The organism is Cupriavidus sp. IDO, assembly GCF_000812465.1.
In the GTDB taxonomy this organism is placed as follows: domain Bacteria; phylum Pseudomonadota; class Gammaproteobacteria; order Burkholderiales; family Burkholderiaceae; genus Cupriavidus.
Window position 1 is genome coordinate 1 of sequence record NZ_JWMA01000056.1, and the last position, 17,484, is coordinate 17,484.

At 62.1% G+C, this 17,484-nt stretch carries 17 protein-coding genes and 3 pseudogenes; 16 read left to right on the plus strand and 4 right to left on the minus strand.

Annotated features, from left to right (window positions below; translation table 11 throughout):
* The coding region (locus RM96_RS18415) for an RNA-guided endonuclease InsQ/TnpB family protein (RefSeq protein WP_039012679.1) at positions 1 to 368 on the plus strand (368 nt) is incomplete at its 5' end.
* Here RM96_RS18415 and RM96_RS40005 read toward each other — a convergent pair.
* Positions 333 to 476, minus strand: a pseudogene (locus tag RM96_RS40005) (hypothetical protein); the annotation flags it as partial. The gene RM96_RS18415 and the pseudogene RM96_RS40005 overlap by 36 nt on opposite strands.
* A gap of 287 nt (positions 477 to 763) precedes the next feature.
* Here RM96_RS40005 and RM96_RS18420 point away from each other — a divergent pair.
* The 3 genes and pseudogenes from RM96_RS18420 to RM96_RS18430 all read left to right on the plus strand — a co-directional run.
* Positions 764 to 1,225: a tripartite tricarboxylate transporter TctB family protein gene (locus tag RM96_RS18420; RefSeq protein WP_039012680.1), complete on the plus strand. Its 462-nt coding sequence runs from the start codon at positions 764 to 766 to the stop codon at positions 1,223 to 1,225.
* Between the two features lie 14 nt (positions 1,226 to 1,239).
* Complete coding sequence (locus RM96_RS18425; RefSeq protein ID WP_039012682.1) at positions 1,240 to 2,742, plus strand: tripartite tricarboxylate transporter permease; 1,503 nt, start codon at positions 1,240 to 1,242, stop codon at positions 2,740 to 2,742.
* Between the two features lie 317 nt (positions 2,743 to 3,059).
* Positions 3,060 to 3,449: pseudogene (locus RM96_RS18430) on the plus strand (FIST C-terminal domain-containing protein); the annotation flags it as partial.
* A gap of 45 nt (positions 3,450 to 3,494) precedes the next feature.
* Here the strand turns inward: RM96_RS18430 and RM96_RS18435 are convergent.
* Positions 3,495 to 4,205 carry an SDR family oxidoreductase gene (locus tag RM96_RS18435; protein ID WP_039012683.1) on the minus strand — a complete coding sequence of 237 codons (711 nt, stop codon included), beginning with the start codon at positions 4,203 to 4,205 and terminating at the stop codon, positions 3,495 to 3,497.
* A 300-nt stretch (positions 4,206 to 4,505) separates the two neighbouring features.
* On the opposite strand from RM96_RS18435, the gene RM96_RS18440 reads away from it, so the two are divergent.
* The 11 genes from RM96_RS18440 (at position 4,506) to RM96_RS18490 (ending at position 15,607) form a co-directional block, all read left to right on the plus strand.
* Entirely contained in the window at positions 4,506 to 4,976 is a 471-nt protein-coding gene (locus RM96_RS18440; protein ID WP_039012706.1) for an SUF system Fe-S cluster assembly regulator, read from the plus strand.
* Between the two features lie 31 nt (positions 4,977 to 5,007).
* Entirely contained in the window at positions 5,008 to 6,456 is a 1,449-nt protein-coding gene (gene sufB / locus RM96_RS18445; RefSeq protein WP_039012685.1) for a Fe-S cluster assembly protein SufB, read from the plus strand.
* A gap of 51 nt (positions 6,457 to 6,507) precedes the next feature.
* Positions 6,508 to 7,278: a Fe-S cluster assembly ATPase SufC gene (gene sufC / locus RM96_RS18450; RefSeq protein WP_039012687.1), complete on the plus strand. Its 771-nt coding sequence runs from the start codon at positions 6,508 to 6,510 to the stop codon at positions 7,276 to 7,278.
* Positions 7,275 to 8,606, plus strand: coding sequence for a Fe-S cluster assembly protein SufD (sufD, locus tag RM96_RS18455; RefSeq protein WP_039012689.1), 1,332 nt, complete (start codon positions 7,275 to 7,277; stop codon positions 8,604 to 8,606). Before sufC ends, sufD begins: the two co-directional genes overlap by 4 nt.
* Complete coding sequence (locus RM96_RS18460; RefSeq protein ID WP_039012691.1) at positions 8,603 to 9,871, plus strand: cysteine desulfurase; 1,269 nt, start codon at positions 8,603 to 8,605, stop codon at positions 9,869 to 9,871. The genes sufD and RM96_RS18460 overlap by 4 nt, the downstream gene beginning before the upstream one ends.
* On the plus strand, positions 9,871 to 10,317 hold the full coding sequence (gene sufU / locus RM96_RS18465; protein ID WP_039012693.1) for a Fe-S cluster assembly sulfur transfer protein SufU: 447 nt from the start codon (positions 9,871 to 9,873) through the stop codon (positions 10,315 to 10,317). Before RM96_RS18460 ends, sufU begins: the two co-directional genes overlap by 1 nt.
* 4 nt (positions 10,318 to 10,321) lie before the next feature.
* Positions 10,322 to 10,690, plus strand: a complete 369-nt coding sequence (locus tag RM96_RS18470) for an SUF system Fe-S cluster assembly protein (RefSeq protein WP_039012695.1) — start codon at positions 10,322 to 10,324, stop codon at positions 10,688 to 10,690.
* A 1-nt stretch (position 10,691) separates the two neighbouring features.
* Positions 10,692 to 11,012 (plus strand): Rieske (2Fe-2S) protein, encoded by a 321-nt coding sequence (locus RM96_RS18475; RefSeq protein WP_039012697.1) that lies wholly within the window; start codon positions 10,692 to 10,694, stop codon positions 11,010 to 11,012.
* Between the two features lie 871 nt (positions 11,013 to 11,883).
* Positions 11,884 to 13,464, plus strand: a complete 1,581-nt coding sequence (locus RM96_RS18480; protein ID WP_039012699.1) for an amino acid adenylation domain-containing protein — start codon at positions 11,884 to 11,886, stop codon at positions 13,462 to 13,464.
* Between the two features lie 80 nt (positions 13,465 to 13,544).
* Positions 13,545 to 13,787 carry an acyl carrier protein gene (locus RM96_RS18485; protein ID WP_039012701.1) on the plus strand — a complete coding sequence of 81 codons (243 nt, stop codon included), beginning with the start codon at positions 13,545 to 13,547 and terminating at the stop codon, positions 13,785 to 13,787.
* A gap of 38 nt (positions 13,788 to 13,825) precedes the next feature.
* Positions 13,826 to 15,607, plus strand: a complete 1,782-nt coding sequence (locus RM96_RS18490; protein ID WP_052279577.1) for a serine aminopeptidase domain-containing protein — start codon at positions 13,826 to 13,828, stop codon at positions 15,605 to 15,607.
* Positions 15,608 to 15,736: 129 nt separating this feature from the next.
* On the opposite strand, the gene RM96_RS38670 is transcribed toward RM96_RS18490, so the two are convergent.
* Complete coding sequence (locus RM96_RS38670) at positions 15,737 to 16,459, minus strand: DUF6875 domain-containing protein (protein WP_152624142.1); 723 nt, start codon at positions 16,457 to 16,459, stop codon at positions 15,737 to 15,739.
* A 399-nt stretch (positions 16,460 to 16,858) separates the two neighbouring features.
* The gene (locus RM96_RS39400) at positions 16,859 to 17,014 is read right to left on the minus strand and encodes a hypothetical protein (protein WP_193752479.1); all 156 of its coding nucleotides are present in this window, start codon (positions 17,012 to 17,014) and stop codon (positions 16,859 to 16,861) included.
* A gap of 250 nt (positions 17,015 to 17,264) precedes the next feature.
* Here RM96_RS39400 and RM96_RS40010 point away from each other — a divergent pair.
* Positions 17,265 to 17,484: pseudogene (locus RM96_RS40010) on the plus strand (DNA-binding protein); the annotation flags it as partial.

The following is a 17,484-nucleotide window of genomic DNA, read 5'->3' on the forward strand; positions in this document are numbered from 1 at the left end:
TGGTAAAGAACCGCCATCTGGCCCGCGCCATCGCTGATATGAGTTTCTTCGAACTCAGGCGGCAACTGGAGTACAAGGCGGACATGCGCGGTGGCGAGATTGTGGTGGCCGACCGCTTCTACGCCAGCAGCAAGACGTGCTCGACATGCGGACACACGCTGGGCATCTTGCCGCTCGCCGTGCGCGAATGGACGTGTCCCGCGTGCGGGACGATTCACGACCGCGACATCAACGCCGCCGTGAACCTGTGTCACATCGCCGTGAGTTCCACGGTGTCAGTCTGTGGAGAGGAAGGCGCTGGCCATCGTCGCAAGACGATGGCGAAACTGGCCTCAGTGAAGCAGAAAGTCAGCTTTGTTCCTGTTTGAGCAGGAATGAGCAAGTCTGACGGAACGGTGGATCCACTCGTCATAGCAGTTGGCCAGCAGGTCACCGCGATAGAGATCCGCGGCATGCGTCAGCAGCTCTTCTTCAGCGCCTGCGTCGCCGTGCCTTGAGGCCCTGGCCGCGGCCGCAAGCGCGGACTGGAACTGCGCTACCGATGGTGGAGCGCATGTGCATCATGACCTGATGTCTTGCCGTGGCATCTGCGCTTGGGGTCATATCGGGACATACCCCTAAGCAATGACTGTTGAAAGCCGGCTGAAAGATTGGCTTTCTAACGTTCGATCCATCCCTGCGGGTGTGCGCCTGCATGCCCGGAACACTCTGCGCCTGAGGCTGCGCGCGGCGTCGCATTTCATGTTCTTTGAGGAGAATCGTTTTGCGCATACGCAGCCAAAAGGACTTTGCCTCCGGCCTGATGTTCATTCTGGTCGGCCTGGGCTTTTCCTGGGTCGCACGCGGCTATTCCATGGGAACCGCCGCCAAGATGGGCCCGGGGTATTTCCCCTTTCTGCTTGGGCTGGTACTCGCCGTCCTCGGTGCGCTGGTGCTGATCGGCTCGCTGTCGAGCAAGGGTGAGGAAGACCACCTGGCCCGCTGGGACCTGAAAACCCTGTTTTGGATCCTGGGATCGGTGGTGCTGTTCGGCCTGCTGCTCAAGCCGCTCGGCATGGTGCTGTCGGTCTTCGTGCTGGTTCTGGTCTCCTCGATGGCCAGCCACGAATTTAGCTGGAAGGGTGCGCTTCTCAACGGCGTGGTGCTGGTGCTGATCAGCATGGGCGCCTTCGTGTATGGCATCAATCTGCAGATGCCGGTGTGGCCGGCTTTCCTTACGGGCTAAGGAGACGGCCAAAAATGGAACTATTCGAACACCTGGCCCTTGGATTCTCCACGGCGCTAACGCTGCAGAACCTTGCCTATTGCTTCCTCGGCTGCGTGCTCGGTACGCTGATCGGCGTGCTGCCGGGCATCGGGCCGCTCGCCACCATCGCGATGCTGCTGCCGGTTACCTACACGCTGCCGCCGGTGGCCGCGCTCATCATGCTGGCCGGTATTTACTACGGCGCACAGTACGGCGGCTCCACCACCGCCATCCTGGTCAACCTGCCGGGTGAATCGTCATCGGTGGTCACCACTATTGATGGCTATCAGATGGCGCGGCGAGGACGAGCGGGGGTGGCGCTGGCCACAGCAGGCCTGGGCTCCTTCTTCGCCGGTTGCGTGTCCACGCTGATCCTGGCCGCGTTCGCCACGCCGCTGTCGGAACTGGCGTTCAAGTTCGGTCCCGCCGAATACTTCTCGCTGATGTGCCTAGGCCTGATCGGCGCCGTGGTGCTGGCCTCGGGCTCGCTGCCCAAGGCGGTCGCGATGATCGTGCTGGGGCTGCTGCTGGGGCTGGTCGGTACCGACGTGAACTCGGGGGCCGCGCGCTTCAACTTCGATGTGCCGGAGTTGACCGATGGCGTCGATTTCGTCGCGCTGGCCATGGGCATGTTCGGTTTCGCGGAAATCATCGCCAACCTCGAACAGAAAGAAGACCGCGAGACCTTCACCGATCACGTTACCAACCTGTGGCCCTCCAAGGCGGACTTCAGGCGCATGGCGCCAGCAGTGCTGCGCGGTACCGCGCTAGGCTCCATTCTGGGCATCCTGCCCGGCGGTGGCGCGGCGCTCGCTTCGTTCGCAGCGTACTCGCTGGAAAAGAAGACCTCGAAGTACTCCCATGAGTTCGGCAAGGGCGCCATCGAAGGCGTGGCAGGTCCGGAATCGGCCAACAACGCCGCGGCGCAGACCTCTTTCATCCCGTTGCTGACGCTGGGCATCCCGCCCAACGCCGTGATGGCGCTGATGGTGGGCGCGATGACCATCCACAACATCCAGCCAGGCCCGCAGGTCATGACCAGCAACCCGGCGCTGTTCTGGGGCCTGATCGCCTCGATGTGGATCGGCAACCTGATGCTGATCATCCTGAACCTGCCGCTGATCGGGATCTGGGTCAAGCTGCTGCAGGTACCTTACCGCTTCCTGTACCCGGCCATCCTGGTGTTCTGCTGCATCGGCGTCTTCTCCGTCAACAACCAGACCTTCGACGTCTTTACCGCGGCTGGCTTCGGTGTGATCGGCTACCTGTTCATCAAGCTTAAGTGCGAGCCGGCACCGCTGCTGCTGGGCTTCGTGCTCGGACCGATGATGGAGGAGAACTTCCGCCGGGCGCTGTTGCTGTCGCGGGGTAGGTTCACCGTGTTCGTGACCCGTCCGCTGTCGCTCAGCCTGCTGATCGCCGCGGCTGTGCTGGTGGCCGTGGTGGCGCTGCCGTCGATCAAGGCCAAGCGCGAAGAAGCGTTCCAAGAGGAGTAGTGCCCAAGCGCTAAGGACCTGCGCCGGCCTGTGCCGGCGTACACAAGGCAAGCTTTGGGGTGCCCTATGCACCCCCCTCTCTTTTAGCAAGCGTGCCGGCCTGCAGAAGCAGTCATGGCCTGCGCTTGATGAACAGATTTCTCGCACCCCAAGGTGCATCACCAGCGCCTACGAGTGCCCCTACGCTTGATCAGTTCGTTTCCCGGCTCTATATCCTCAAGTTCGTGCAATCGAGTCCGACGACCGTGCTGGGTCTGGTCGCCGATCTTGCCGGTCATTTCGATGAGCACGGGCAGCAGACGCTGCCCCAGCCTGCACCTGGCCGGTTCGGCGCGGACACGCTGGTACGGCATCTGTTGGGCGTGGATGTAGAGCATCGGGTACTGGCGCGGGCTGACGTGGCCGAGCCCGGCATGCGGCAGGCCTTTTGCACGCGCAATCCCGCCGCGGCGCGGGCGGACCTGATGCGCATTGCCACCGAGATCCGCGCCGAGCTCGAGAGCCGCGCGGCCGGTCAGGCCGCCGGCGCGCTCTATATCAGCCGCTCGGGCCGAGGCGGGCCGCATTTCGGCGCGCTGCGCGTGGAACTGCAGACGGTGCGTAATGCGCTTGGCGACTTGCCGCTGGCGGGATTTTACGTCGGCGGCGAGATCGCGCGGGACCACCTATATGGCTACACGGTGTTGACGGTTTTCACCGGGCGCTGAGCGAGCATACACGCCCGTGCGAACCCCACTCTTGATCGCGCCTGGCTACCATGGAATCGACTGGCGATCGCGGAAGAAGCCACCGGTGGGGCCATCGTCGGGCAGCGTTGTCAGCCAGACCACGGTGTCGATGCCCTGCTCGGGCGAGCGCGGCGCATCGGGGCCGCCCAGGTCGGTGCGACACCAACCGGGACACACCGAGTTGACCTTGACGCCGCTATCGGCCATCTCGGCGGCCAGGATGCGCGTGACGGCATTTAGCGCCGTTTTCGAGATTCGGTAGGCCGGCACGCCGCTGCCCATCTCCGCCAGCTGTCCCAGGCCCGAAGCCAGGTTGACCACCCGGCCGGCGCGGCTGGCGCGCAGCAGCGGCGCCAACGCCTGGGTGATCCGCAGCACGCCGAAAAGATTGGTTTCCAGGGTGCGGCGCAGGGCCTCGAGCGGCAGTTCGAGCAGGCTGGTGTCGTAGTGGTCGAGCGAAACACCAGCGTTGTTGATCAGCACGTCCACGCGACCGAAGCGTTCAGTCAGCCAGTTGGCCAGCGCAGCCGCCGCGCTGTCCTCCGTAACGTCAAGGGGGTGGCAAGCGATCGGATGACCCGCAAGCCGGAGCTCTGTCTGCAGCACCTCGAGGTCCGTCGGCTTGCGCGCCGTAGCGACGACCAGATGGCCTTCCACGGTGGCCAGCCGGCGCGCGGCCGCGCGGCCCAAGCCGCGGCTCGCGCCAGTGATGACGGTAATGGGTTGGTTGACCATGCCTGAGTCTCCTCGGCGCTGGCGTGAGGCAGGCCAGCTCTCGCAGCGTTAAAGACTTGCCCACATCGCACGCCCACGCATCGATAGTTCGCCGTTGCTACAGGGATGCAAAGGACTCTTTCCAGAGTCCCCCGAAAGGTCTCGGGGTTCGCATGGCCCGTAGGCGCAGCTAATCATCTATACACCGTCGACGGCGGCCTGGTGATAGCGGATTCTCCGCATCCCGGCCTGACGCGAAACAGGGCTGCTGGAACAAATGAGGACCAAACTGGTTCTAATTGGCAAATACTGGTGGCGACGATGCTCAGACTAAGCAAGCTGACCGACTACGGCACGGTGATCATGACGCACTTGGCGCGAGACCCGGGCCGAATTTGCAGTGCCGCCGAGGTCGCCGCCGCGATCGGCGTGGCGGTACCGACGGCAAGCAAGATTCTGAAGAGGCTGGCAAGGCACCACTTGCTGCAGTCGTTGCGTGGCGCCAATGGCGGCTATCTGCTGGCACGACCGCCGGAACATATCTCAATCGCACAGGTGATTGACGCCATGGAAGGCCCGGCCGGCATGACCGAGTGCAGTGTCGCTGCCGGTCTGTGTGCACAGGAAGGTCTGTGCACCATCCGCGCCAACTGGCAATCGATCAATAGAGTGATCTTTGGGGCGCTTAACGGTGTGACACTGGCAGATATGGCACAACCGGTGTTGCACCCGGTGGATATTGGGGCCTTGCACGCCCGACGCGCGCACGTGCCGCAAGCTGACATTTCGTGATTTAGATGACAGTGGCAAGCGAAGGCAGAACATGGCAACCCCGGCACGCAAGCTCGATGAACTGATCAGCCAAGGCTATAAGCATGGCTTCTACACGCCCGTGGAGACGGACACGGTGCCGTGCGGGCTGAATGAGGACGTGATCCGCATGATCTCGGCCATCAAGGGCGAGCCGGAATTCATGCGGGAGTGGCGTCTCAAGGCCTTCCGCCACTGGCTGACGATGTCCGAGCCGCACTGGGCGACGGTCAAGCACCCGCCCATCGACTACCAGGCGATCGCCTACTATTCAGCGCCGCGCTCCCAGAAGGCGGGACCGAAGACGCTGGACGAGGTCGATCCGGAGTTGTTGCGCACCTACGAAAAGCTGGGCGTGCCACTGCACGAGCGTGAACTGCTGGCAGGCGTGGCGGTGGACGCGGTATTCGACAGCGTCTCGGTGGCCACCACCTTCAAGCAGAAACTGGGCGAACTCGGCATCATCTTCTGCTCGTTCTCCGAGGCGGTGCGGGAGCATCCGGCGCTGGTGCAGCAGTATCTCGGCTCGGTCGTGCCTTATACCGACAACTTTTTCGCCACGCTCAACTCCGCCGTGTTCAGCGACGGCTCGTTCTGCTATATCCCGCCCGGGATACGCTGCCCGATGGAGCTGTCGACCTACTTCCGCATCAATGCCCGCAACACCGGCCAGTTCGAGCGCACCCTGATCATCGCCGACCGGGGCGCTTACGTCAGCTATCTGGAAGGTTGCACCGCGCCGATGCGCGACGAGAACCAACTGCATGCCGCGGTGGTGGAGCTGATCGCGCTGGAAGACGCACAGATCAAATACTCGACCGTGCAGAACTGGTATCCGGGCGATAAGGAAGGCAAGGGCGGCATCTATAACTTCGTCACCAAGCGCGGCGACTGCCGCGGCGCGCGCTCGAAGATTTCGTGGACCCAGGTGGAGACCGGCTCCGCCATCACCTGGAAGTATCCAAGCGTGATCCTGCAGGGCGACGACTCAGTCGGCGAGTTCTATTCGGTCGCGCTGACCAACCACTACCAGCAGGCCGACACCGGTACCAAGATGACCCACCTCGGCAGGAATACCAGGAGCACCATCCTTTCCAAGGGCATTTCGGCCGGCCACGGCCGGAACGCCTACCGCGGGCTGGTGAAGATGGCCAGGAGCGCAGTCGGCGCGCGCAACTACTCGCAGTGCGATTCCCTGCTGCTGGGGGACAAATGCGCCGCCCACACCTTCCCTTATATCGAGGTGAAGAACGCCACCGGCCAGGTCGAGCACGAGGCCTCCACCTCGCGCATCGGCGAGGACCAGTTGTTCTATTGCCAGAGCCGCGGTGTCAGCGCCGAGGATGCGGTTTCGATGATCGTGAACGGATTTTGCAAGGAAGTATTCAAGGAGCTGCCGATGGAATTCGCGGTGGAAGCCCAGAAGCTGCTGGGCGTGAGCCTGGAAGGCAGTATCGGGTAAGGGTGGCGCGCAGGGGGCGCGCTGCAGGCGCATTGGAGAAAGAAGCCAGCCATGCTTGAGATTCGCAAGCTGCACGTCAGTGTAGACGACAAGCCCATCCTGCACGGCATCGACCTCAGCGTGAAGGCCGGCGAGGTGCACGCCATCATGGGCCCCAACGGTTCAGGCAAGAGCACCCTGGCCCACGTACTGGCCGGCCGCGACCGCTTGACCGTGACTGCGGGCGAAGTCCTCTACGATGGCACCAACCTGCTTGGGATGCCGCCGGAAGAGCGCGCCCGCGCGGGCATCTTCCTCGCCTTTCAGTATCCGGTGGAAATCCCCGGCGTCTCGAATATCTACCTGCTGAAGGCGGGGCTCAACGCGATCCGCAAGCACCGCGGCGAGCCGGAGCTGGACGCCATCGATTTTCTCGCCCTGGTCAAGGACAAGCTCCAGCTCATGGAGATGGACCAGGACCTGCTTTACCGCTCGGTGAACGAGGGCTTCTCCGGCGGCGAGAAGAAGCGCAACGAGATCCTGCAGATGGCGGTGCTGGAGCCCCGGCTCGCCATTCTCGACGAGACCGACTCCGGTCTCGACATCGATGCGCTCAAGATCGTCGCCAGGGGCATCGAGGCCATGCGCAGCCCGCAACGCGCCATTGTGCTGGTCACGCACTACCAGCGCCTGCTCGATTACATCGTGCCGGATCAGGTTCACGTGCTTGCGCACGGCCGCATCGCCAGGTCCGGCGGGCCCGAGCTGGCGCGCGAACTGGAACGGCGCGGCTATGCCGGGGTGGAGGCGCAGGCCGTCACCGGGATGGAGTCTTCAGCATGAGCGCAAGCGGACTGGAGCACTATCTCGCCGAGTTCGAACGCGTCGAGGCCGCGCTGCCCGGCCGCCGCCTGGGCTGGCTTGCGCACGCGCGCCGGCAGGCGCTGGATCATTTCGCCCAGGCCGGGTTTCCCACGCTGCGCCAGGAGGACTGGAAATACACCAGCGTGGCCGCACTCGAGAGAAGCCACTTTGCCGTGACACTGCCGCAGGCCGGCGACGGCCTGGACGCTGCGGTGGCAGCGCGGATCGAGGCGCTCGCCCTGGCCGGCGCGCACCTGCTGGTATTCGTCAACGGCGCGCACCAGCCGCAATGGTCGCGCATCGGTGCTCTGCCTGCGGGGATGGAGCTCGCCAGCCTCGCCGCCACGCTGGAGCGCGCACCGGACTGCCTGGAAGCGCTGCTCCTGCGTCGCGCTAGCGACTATCCGTCCGGCTTCGCCGCCTTGAACATGGCGTTCATGACCGACGGTGCCTATATCCGCGTGGCGGCCGGAACCGTCCCCGAACAGCCGATCCACTTGCTGTTCCTCGCCACGGCTGGCGAGCTGGCAATCCATGCGCGCAACCTCGTGGTGGCGCAAGCCGGCAGCCGAGTCTGCATCGTGGAGCACCACGCGGGCCTGGATGGCCTGGGCTATTGCACCAATACCATCACTGACATCGTTGCCGAGCGCGATGCGCAGGTCGAACATCACAAGCTGCAGCAGGAGAGCCTCAAGGCCTTCCATATCGCCGGCGTGAACCTGGACCAGCGGCAGGGTAGCCGCTTCGCCTCCAGTTCCTTTGCCCTGGGCAGCGCCCTCGCGCGTGTTGACATCGAAGTCGGGCTGAATGCCGAGCATACCGAGTGTTCGCTGGACGGGTTGTATATGACCGCCGGGCGGCAGCATATCGACCACCACACCCGCGTCGACCACGCCAGCCCGCACAGCAAGAGTCGCGAGTTGTATAAAGGCGTGCTGGCGGGCGCCTCGCGCGCGGTCTTCAACGGCAAGGTAGTGGTGCATGCCGATGCCCAGCACAGCGATGCCCACCAGTCCAACCGCAACCTGCTGCTGTCTGACCAAGCCGAGATCGACACCAAGCCGCAGCTGGAGATCTATGCCGACGACGTCAAATGCGGCCACGGCGCCACCGTAGGCCAGCTCGATGCCGAGCAGATTTACTACCTGCGCTCGCGTGGGATGGATGATGCCGCGGCGCGTGCCCTGCTGACCTTTGCCTTCGCCGAGGAGGTCGTCAGGCGGCTCGGCCCCGCTCCATTGCGCACGCGGCTGGAAGCGATCTTGCGCGGCCGGCTGTCCGAGCCTGTGAAGGAGCTGCCATGAACACGGCAGCGCATGAACTGATGGCCGTGAAGCGCGCGGTGCCGGCCGCCCGCCTGGAGGTAGAGCGGCTGCGGCAGGATTTCCCCATCCTGCGCCAGACTGTCAACGGCAAGCCGCTGATCTATCTGGACAACGCCGCCACCACGCAGAAGCCGCAAAGCGTGATCGATTGCGAAGCGCGTTACTACAGCGCGCTCAACGCCAATGTCCACCGCGGCGTGCACACCCTGAGCCAGCGCGCCACCGATGCCTACGAAGCCTCGCGCGACGCCGTGCGAGACCTGATCAACGCGGCCGGGCGCGAGGAAATCGTGTTCGTGCGCGGCACCACCGAGGCGATCAACCTGGTGGCGGCAAGCTTCGGCCAGCGCCTGCGCCCGGGCGACGAGATCCTGATCAGCGCGATGGAGCACCACTCCAATATCGTGCCGTGGCAACTGGCGTGCCAGCGCACCGGCGCCTTTCTGCAGGTGGCGCCGATCAATGATGCCGGCGAGCTGATCCTGGAACAGTTCGCGCAATTGCTCGGCCCCCGCACTAGGCTGGTCGCATTGGCACACCTCTCCAACGCGCTCGGCACGGTTAACCCGGTGCGACACATTATCGAGCTGGCGCATGCCTGGGGCATCCCGGTGCTGGTCGATGGCGCCCAGGCGGTGCCCCACCTCAAGGTCGACGTACAGGCCCTCGATTGCGATTTCTACGCCTTCTCCGGGCACAAGCTCTACGGCCCCACCGGCGTCGGCGTACTCTTTGGCAAGGCTGCGCTGCTCGATGCCATGCCGCCTTACCAGGGCGGCGGGGACATGATCCGCGAGGTCACGTTCCGCAAGACCACATACAACGATCTTCCCTACAAGTTTGAGGCCGGCACCCCCAATATCGCCGGCGTCATCGCCCTTGGCGCCGCCATCGAGTATGTGCGCGCAGTCGGCCTGGAGGCCATCGCCGCCCACGAGCACGTGCTGCTCGCCTACGCCAGCGCGCAGGCGGGGCAGGTCGCCGGGCTGCGCATGATCGGCACGGCTGCCGACAAGGCGAGCATCCTCTCGTTCACCCTGGACGGCATCCATCCCCACGATGTCGGCACCATCCTCGATCAGCACGGCGTGGCGGTTCGTGCCGGCCACCATTGCGCCATGCCCGTGATGGAGCGTTTCGGCGTGCCTGCCACGGTGCGCGCTTCCTTCGCGCTGTACAACACGCGTGAAGAAGTGGATGCACTGTTTGCTGCCGTGCGCGCGGCACAGGAGGTATTCGGCTGATGTCTGACCTGCGCAACCTCTACCAGGAAGTGGTTGTCGACCACAGCCGCTCGCCGCGCAATTTCGGGCGGATGGCGGCGGCGAGCCACAGCGCCGAGGGCTTCAACCCGCTGTGCGGTGACCGGCTGACGCTGTACCTGAGAATCAGGGACGGGGTGATCGAGGACGCCAGCTTCGATGGCTCAGGCTGCGCCATCTCCACCGCCTCAGCCTCGCTGATGACAGAAGCGCTCAAGGGCAAGACTGAGGCACAGGCACGGGCCTTGTTCTCCGGCTTCCACGCGCTGGTGACCGGAGAATCGGGGGAAGCCGGCGTGACGCTGGGCAAGCTGGAGGTCCTGGCGGGCGTGCGCGAGTTCCCGGCACGCGTGAAGTGCGCAACGCTGGCCTGGCATACCATGCAAGCTGCTTTGGAGAACCGCGCCAGGCCGATCTCAACGGAGTGAAGCGATGAGCATGATCGATTGGCTGCGCAAGGCCGAGGAACACGAAGACAGGTTCGAGCCTGAGCCGGACAGCCTCGAGGGGCGGGTGATAGCGGCCTTGCGTACGGTGTACGACCCCGAGATTCCGGTCAACATCTACGACCTTGGCCTGATCTACCAGTTATCGGCGGACGAAGCCAGCGGCAAGGTGGGCATCCGCATGACGCTGACCGCACCGGGCTGCCCGGTGGCGCAGACCTTTCCCGGTGTGGTGGAGGGCGCCGTGATGGAAGCCAGCGGCGTGAACGAAGTCGAGGTTGAACTGGTATGGGACCCGCCCTGGTCGAGAGAACGAATGAGCGAGGCGGCGCGCCTGGAACTGGGGCTGATCTGAGATGAGCGAGTGGTTCGATGTCGCCCGCGCCGACGAGTTCGCGCCCGGCACTTGCCGCAGCGTCGATGTCGATGGCGTCCAGGTCGCGGTATTCAATGTGGGTGGCAATTACTACGCCATCGAGGACCTCTGCTCGCACGAGGCCGAGCCGCTCTGCGGCGGTGACGTGGAAGGCCAGGAAGTCGTCTGCCCGCGCCACGGCTCGCACTTTTCCCTGCTGACGGGCGAGGCGCTGTGCCCGCCCGCCTACGAGCCGGTGGCGACCTTTCCGGTCCGGGTGGAGGACGGCAAGGTGCAGGTCCGCGACGAGCGCGGGGACTAAGCGGCCCCGCGCCCTCCCTGGCCATTCGGCTGTTGGTTGTCAACGGCCGAGAATGTTAAGAAGACACTATGACTTTCTGTGAGGCAGAGGCTGGCCCGCCGTGAGGAATCAAACGCGGATTAATGGCATCGGCAGCAGCCCTCGGTTTCGAAATCTACTAGGCGCGATCCGGGGTGTCACCACCCATGGTCGCAATTCGGGGTGCTCGCAGGGCTACGGGTCCAACTGTTAAACGGGCTCGGAGCACCAAGCGCAAGCCGACCTCGTTTACCGACACCAGCTACGATCTTATTCCTGTCTAAGCGCAATTCACCGGCCCAAAGCCCGCTTCATCCTTCGGGGTCGGGCGTGCCCGATGGACAACTGTTAACGTCTGGGAAAAAGTCCTGGAGAGATTGAGGTTCCATTCCGTGCCGTCGGCGGAAACCCGGCTTCCGGAACCCCAGAACTTCGGCAACGCGAACTGGCGTTGGCGCTGACCGGGCCGGGCACATCGTCGCTATCGCGGCCGGTCGGCTTGATGGGCCCAAATGGCGATCAGCATCGGGGCACGTCCAGCTCCCGGTGAATGAATAATATGAACGTCCCCACCCGTCAGCGGTGAGGGAGTACGGCCCGTGGATGGTCAACGGGCTGACGGCAAAGTTTCGCGCGGTACCGCACGGAGACCAGTAGTTCTAATGTCTATGCTTTATCGTAAGCCTTCAGCCGGCCGCTGAAGGGTTACCGGAGAGGACGGAATCGACCGGCCCGGCTGTCGGCAGCTAAGATTCCCTGCGAGGTCTGCTGACGGATGGCATGCTGGATGCTGCAGACACCGCTGGTGCGTGCTTAAGGGGGTTGCCGTCTTGTCAATGATCGAGGGCGTCAGATGTTGCATTCTTACTTTTTCGATTCCGCTGCGAGCCACTCGCACAGCCCCGCATTATGGGTCAACGAGCGTCTTTACAGTTACGGTGAAATCGAAAGCCGGGCACGTCGCGTGTCTGCGGGACTTGCAGCGATTGCACGGACCAGCGACATTGGACGATGTTTGCTATTTGGGCATCGCAGCGTCGCCGCCTATGTTGGCGTGCTGGGAATTCTTGATGCCGGGATGGCCTATGTCCCGCTCAGCCCGAAGGCTCCGGCTACGCGGACCGCGACCATCATCGCGCAGTCCGGTGCGCCGTTGATGCTGGTCGATCGTCGTTGCGCCGGGGAGCTTGAGGAGGTGCTGTCCTTGCTCGAAGAACGCCCGCAGATCTTCCTGCTCGACGAAGGTGCGGATGATTCACATCTGCAGTCCGTTAATTCCACTCTGTCGGCGCTGCCGGCAGCACCCTATGTGCAACACCGGGGCACCAAGCGCGACGTCGCGTACATACTATTTACGTCTGGATCGACAGGAGCGCCGAAGGGCGTGCCGATTACACATGCGAACGCCGATGCGTATGTAATGGGTCAATTGCAGCTGCAAGTACAAGCGCGCGATGCACGCTATATCCAGCTCTGTGAGTTGAGCTTCGATCCGTCCGTACATGACATGTTCGTCTGCTGGGCGAACGGCGGCTGCCTGTACGTGCCTGACACTGTCGATCCTGTCTATAACGCGGACTTCATTAAGCATCATGAGATAACGCATTGGAATAGCGTGCCTTCCGTGGCCGGCTTCATGCAGCAAATGCGCAAATTGACGCCAGGTGCATTCTCGAGCCTTCGAGTCTCGATGTTCGGCGGTGAGCCGTTGCCTCGCTCGTTGGCGCTGGCGTGGATGCGCGCCGCGCCGAACAGCCGGCTCTTTAATATGTACGGGCTGACCGAAGCGACCATCGCCTGCACGCGCTTCGAGGTCAGTGCCGAATTCGTCGACAATCCGCAGCACACGGTCATGCCGCTCGGCTGGGCACTCCCGAGGGTAGAACTGATGATCGTGGATGCCGAGCTCGAACCGGTTGCCGCGGAGCAGACGGGCGAGTTGCTGATCGCTGGCCCGCAGCTCGCCGGTGGCTATTTGTCGCCGGACTACCAAGCAGACAATAACAGGTTCGTTCTGAAGATTTATCCGGGTCGGCGCGCGCAACGTTGGTATCGAACCGGCGACACGGCGCGCGCCACCAACCAACATGGAATCGTGTTTCAGGGACGTCTTGATACGCAGGTCAAGATTCGCGGCAACCGCGTCGAGCTGGAAGAAGTCGAACATGTCGTGCAAGCGTGCAGCCATGCTGCGCTTTGCGCGGTGATCCCATGGCCGCTCGATGAAGTTGGGCGACCCGCCGGCCTCATCGCCTTCGTGACGAACGCCCGGGTCGAAATCGAGCGGGTTCTGCGGGCGTGCCGGCAGCGCTTGCCGGACTATGCGGCGCCGCAACGGATCGTCGTCATCGACGCGTTCCCGCTTAACGTGAACGGCAAAATTGACAGAATGGCTCTCGCTGAACAGTGCACACGCACCATGTTTGCCGCCTGAGGTTCGTGGCGCCCCCGAGCAGGACTAGCCAGCCAACGCCGCGCATGAGTGTATTGACTATGCAAAATGGGAGGGGGTAAGTGAAAGTCGCGCTTCGCCGCATTCTTTCGGAAAACGCATGCCTCGACGTCCCGGTCGAAACCTTGGGCGATACCGATAGCCTCTACGCCGCTGGCTTGTCTTCGCTCGGCACGGTCCGTGTGATGCTGGCCGTTGAAGAGGCATTGGGCATAGAGATACCTGGAGAGCTGATTACGTTTGACCTGTTTCGATGTATCGATTCGCTCGCAAGGGCGCTCGCTCCGCTCGTGTGGGACGAGTGACTGGCGCGCCGGCCGTGTGCGACTGCGAGGAAACAACTATGACTCCCAATCCCACAATGAGGCCGGTCACCTTTAATGGCTGTTTCGGGTGGCTGCACCTGCCGGCGGGCGCCGGGGCCTCAACAGGCATGGTGCTGTGTAACCCGTTCGGCTATGAGGCGCTATGTGTGCACCGCGGCTGGCGCGACTTTGCGGAGTCGTTGACGGTGGCCTGCGGTATGCCCGTTCTGCGCTTCGACTATCCGGGAACGGGCGATTCAGAGGGCGACGAAGAAGACCCGCATCGCTTTCGCGAATGGATCGACAGCATCAAGGCTGCGACAAAGTATCTGCGGACTGCTACCGGTGTGACACGCCTCACCCTGTGCGGCTTGCGTCTAGGTGCGACGTTGGCAGTCGTGGCGGCCGAAGAACTGGGCAACGTCGATAGCCTGGTTTTGATGGCGCCCGTCATCGCTGGCAAGCGTTATATCCGGGAACTGCGCATGCAGCATCAGAGCTGGCTCAAGACCCTAGAAGGCCGCGAAGCAGCGCGAGCCGACGACGACGGGCGAGCCGTGGGGGCGTTCGGATTCCAGCTGTATGCCGACACGCTCGAGCAACTCGCTGCCGTCGACCTCATACAGCGCGAGCGTCCCGCCGCGCCCCGTGTGCTGTTGCATGATAGCTGCGTCAGCGCATCCGTGAACCAGTTTGTCGAGCATTATCGTGGCCACGGTGCGAGCGCAGATGTGCAGATTTTCCCTGAGTATGACAAGTTCTTCCTGGTCGACCCAACGTTTTGCGTGCCGCCGCAACGGGCCTTCGACAGTGTGCTCGAGTGGCTCGGCTTTCAGTCCAGCACGCCAGCGATGCCTGCGGTCGAGATCCTTGCACCGCCCGCCGATGCACGGATCGACTTTACGGCCGGTCATGAGACGCCTGTCGTGTTCGGAGACGGACGCTATGTCGGCGTAGTCTGCCAGCCGTGCTGCGCGAACGAGCACGCCCCGGCTGTGTTGCTCGTCAATACCGCCGGCGTTCATCGCGTCGGCAGCGGAAGGTATGCCGTGCTGATGGCGCGGCGGCTTGCGGCGCAAGGTATCACCTCGTTACGCATGGACCTGGGCGGTGTTGGCGATAGTTTGCATCACGACGATTCGCCGACGCTCGAAGCCGTGTATGCGCGTCATTCGGTCACAGACGCGACGGCGGGAGTGGAATGGCTGATGGCGGCCGGACACCCAGGGATTGTCATGTTCGGCGTTTGCGCGGGCGCATACGTCAGCATTCATACGACGTTAGCGCATCCTCGCGTGGTGGGCTGCATGGCAATCAACTTGCCATTTTTCTTTTGGAGCGGCCCCCAAACGAAGCCGCGCGCCCCCAGTCAGGTGTACATGCGTTCGATCCGCGACCCACATAAGTGGCTCCGGCTGCTGACCGGCCGGTCGGATCTGCGAAGGATCGCCGTGAGTCTGGCACGCCGCTGGTGGTACGAGCGCTCTGCTGTCCGCCAACTCTTGATGGACCTCGAACGAAAAGGCGTGCGAACATCACTGGTGTACGGACCGTTCGATGCGGGGCTCGATGAACTCCCGATCCGTTTTAGACCGAACGCTCTCAAAATCGGAAAGCTGAAGAACGTTACGGTAACGATGCTGAAGCAAGTGGATCACTCATTATCCTCGCGCACAGCGCGTGACGTTGTAATAACTTACTTCGAGGAATTCTTGCACGAAAGGACTCTCGTTGCCGGGCGCGCCAACGTCTTGGGCGATGAAGGCGATGAGAACCAGAACCCGGACTATTTTTGCAGCCCCCTTGCACACGATGGTTGATCTGTCACCAGTATGCAGTAGCTAGGTACGCCGGCGCCTCGGGCGTCTATCGATGCCTCGCTGGGTCCGATGTCCGAGCGGCGTGAACGCGAACGCCGGTCATGCGCGTTTTGAATCAAGCTACCCTGATCAATTTCGCGTTGCTATCGCCACTTTCAAGTCCTCAATCCTTTTCTCAATTCTCGAGATGTCGTCTTTGGGCAAAGCTTCTTCCATCCAAAATCTATAGTTCAATAATTCGCGAAGACGTACTTCGGCTGGGCTACCGTCTCTATCAATAAACATTGCATCATGAAGTGCCATATATCGCACAACAAAAGCTGGCTGGCTACTGCGCATCGGCCGGAATATTTTAGAATGAACTCCTTCCGTCACGCTTAACGGATGAAATTCGCCAATCATCAATCCCGCATCCATAAAAACTGGCTTCACCATCGAATGAGCCTCGTCTATATATTTCGAGTACTGCTCTTCTTTCAGGCCACTCAGAAATATGCATATCGAAAAACGTCGTGTCTTAAACATGCCTGGAGACAACCGATGATACAGCGAAGACAGCCTTTCTAACACAGATAAAAATATTTCAAACGAAAGTTTTTTTACATCCCAGGAACAAAAAAGCAATGACCCTTCGCAGTGAGATGGCCCGACAAAAGGACAAACAGCCCCCCGTCTTCCAAGTTCGGGATGAGGTATCGTGATGAAGTTTGCAATCCAATCGAGGCCAGATTTAAATATTCTTTTGGTTGATTCATCTGAAACGGATTCAATGTCTATCGATGAGCATGCCGACCGCGCTATTTTTTCAATTTCCAAATCAATAATCGAGATTGAAGTTTTTTTGTCTGTCATGATCCAAGCCGTCGATTTATTGAATGGCGCAAATTTTCGATGCAGGACAAATGGATAATAATCCTAGGTTGCAATTGTCGTTTCTTCAATCCTATACGTAATGAAAGTACTGCAAACGCGACTCGGTTACAGCCGCAATGCCGATCCGTCGGCGAGTACCATGGTCATAAGCCGCGTCGAAGCCAGACGAACCAGACTAGCCGCCTCTGGTTTAGGGACGTTAGCATGACCAGACATCCCTATTCGTTCGCTGAGACGCACTTCACACGGAGACTTAGTCAAATAATGGCGGCTTAGACACACACCGGTTCGACGCTCTACCTTTCGGCCTAGCGACGGGCCAGGGCCGCGTCTATCACCAACGCATCTAGGCAGCTTGACCGCCCAGCATGGGGTTCCTTAGAGCCATAGCCGGTGCATCAGATCAGAACCTAGCTGCACGAGTTGCCCCGCCATGTCGGCAATGCTCAAATTCATGCCCAGCGCTCTTGCCAATGCATAAAGGGTTCCCCCCAGTAGGGCTAGGGACAGAATGCCCATCTTGACTTCGCTCACGACGCCTCCTCGCTATCTGCCGACTTGGGTCCGAGTTCCCCCGGCATAGCTGCAGCGAGCAGCGGCGTTGTAATTTATCTGGCCTCGTCACGTTTCTTTATAGAAACATTGGCACACCAGGACGCGGACACTCTGTGCGGCATCCCGCTCACCATGCGACGGCCGGTCGCCACACGCTAGCGACTGCGTGGGGCCATTGGTCGTCACGCCCACCGCCAACAAGCTCTACAGCCTGGTGCGCAAGGGCAGCATGGGGACGCCCGCCGAGGTGCTGCTGCGCGCTCGCACGCGCGTGACCATCGAGCACCCCGACCTGCCGGATGCGTTGAAACACGTCGCCGCCGAGGCGGTCCAAACGATCTGGCAGGCGGCCGGCGCGCGTCAAGGTAGATGTCGCCTCATTCATGCAGCCAAACGCTGGTTTTCCGCGCCTGGCTTGATACGGGTGGGCACGGCAATCTCGCGCTCGG

What these genes read in the sequence shown, in the direction of transcription:
- RM96_RS18425 (WP_039012682.1), top strand. Translation starts at nt 1,240, where the DNA reads ATGGAACTATTCGAACACCTGGCCCTTGGATTCTCCACGGCGCTAACG.
- RM96_RS18435 (WP_039012683.1), bottom strand. Translation starts at nt 4,205, where the DNA reads ATGGTCAACCAACCCATTACCGTCATCACTGGCGCGAGCCGCGGCTTG.
- RM96_RS18440 (WP_039012706.1), top strand. Translation starts at nt 4,506, where the DNA reads ATGCTCAGACTAAGCAAGCTGACCGACTACGGCACGGTGATCATGACG.
- sufB (WP_039012685.1), top strand. Translation starts at nt 5,008, where the DNA reads ATGGCAACCCCGGCACGCAAGCTCGATGAACTGATCAGCCAAGGCTAT.
- sufC (WP_039012687.1), top strand. Translation starts at nt 6,508, where the DNA reads ATGCTTGAGATTCGCAAGCTGCACGTCAGTGTAGACGACAAGCCCATC.
- sufD (WP_039012689.1), top strand. Translation starts at nt 7,275, where the DNA reads ATGAGCGCAAGCGGACTGGAGCACTATCTCGCCGAGTTCGAACGCGTC.
- RM96_RS18460 (WP_039012691.1), top strand. Translation starts at nt 8,603, where the DNA reads ATGAACACGGCAGCGCATGAACTGATGGCCGTGAAGCGCGCGGTGCCG.
- sufU (WP_039012693.1), top strand. Translation starts at nt 9,871, where the DNA reads ATGTCTGACCTGCGCAACCTCTACCAGGAAGTGGTTGTCGACCACAGC.
- RM96_RS18470 (WP_039012695.1), top strand. Translation starts at nt 10,322, where the DNA reads ATGAGCATGATCGATTGGCTGCGCAAGGCCGAGGAACACGAAGACAGG.
- RM96_RS18475 (WP_039012697.1), top strand. Translation starts at nt 10,692, where the DNA reads ATGAGCGAGTGGTTCGATGTCGCCCGCGCCGACGAGTTCGCGCCCGGC.
- RM96_RS18480 (WP_039012699.1), top strand. Translation starts at nt 11,884, where the DNA reads ATGTTGCATTCTTACTTTTTCGATTCCGCTGCGAGCCACTCGCACAGC.
- RM96_RS18490 (WP_052279577.1), top strand. Translation starts at nt 13,826, where the DNA reads ATGACTCCCAATCCCACAATGAGGCCGGTCACCTTTAATGGCTGTTTC.
- RM96_RS38670 (WP_152624142.1), bottom strand. Translation starts at nt 16,459, where the DNA reads ATGACAGACAAAAAAACTTCAATCTCGATTATTGATTTGGAAATTGAA.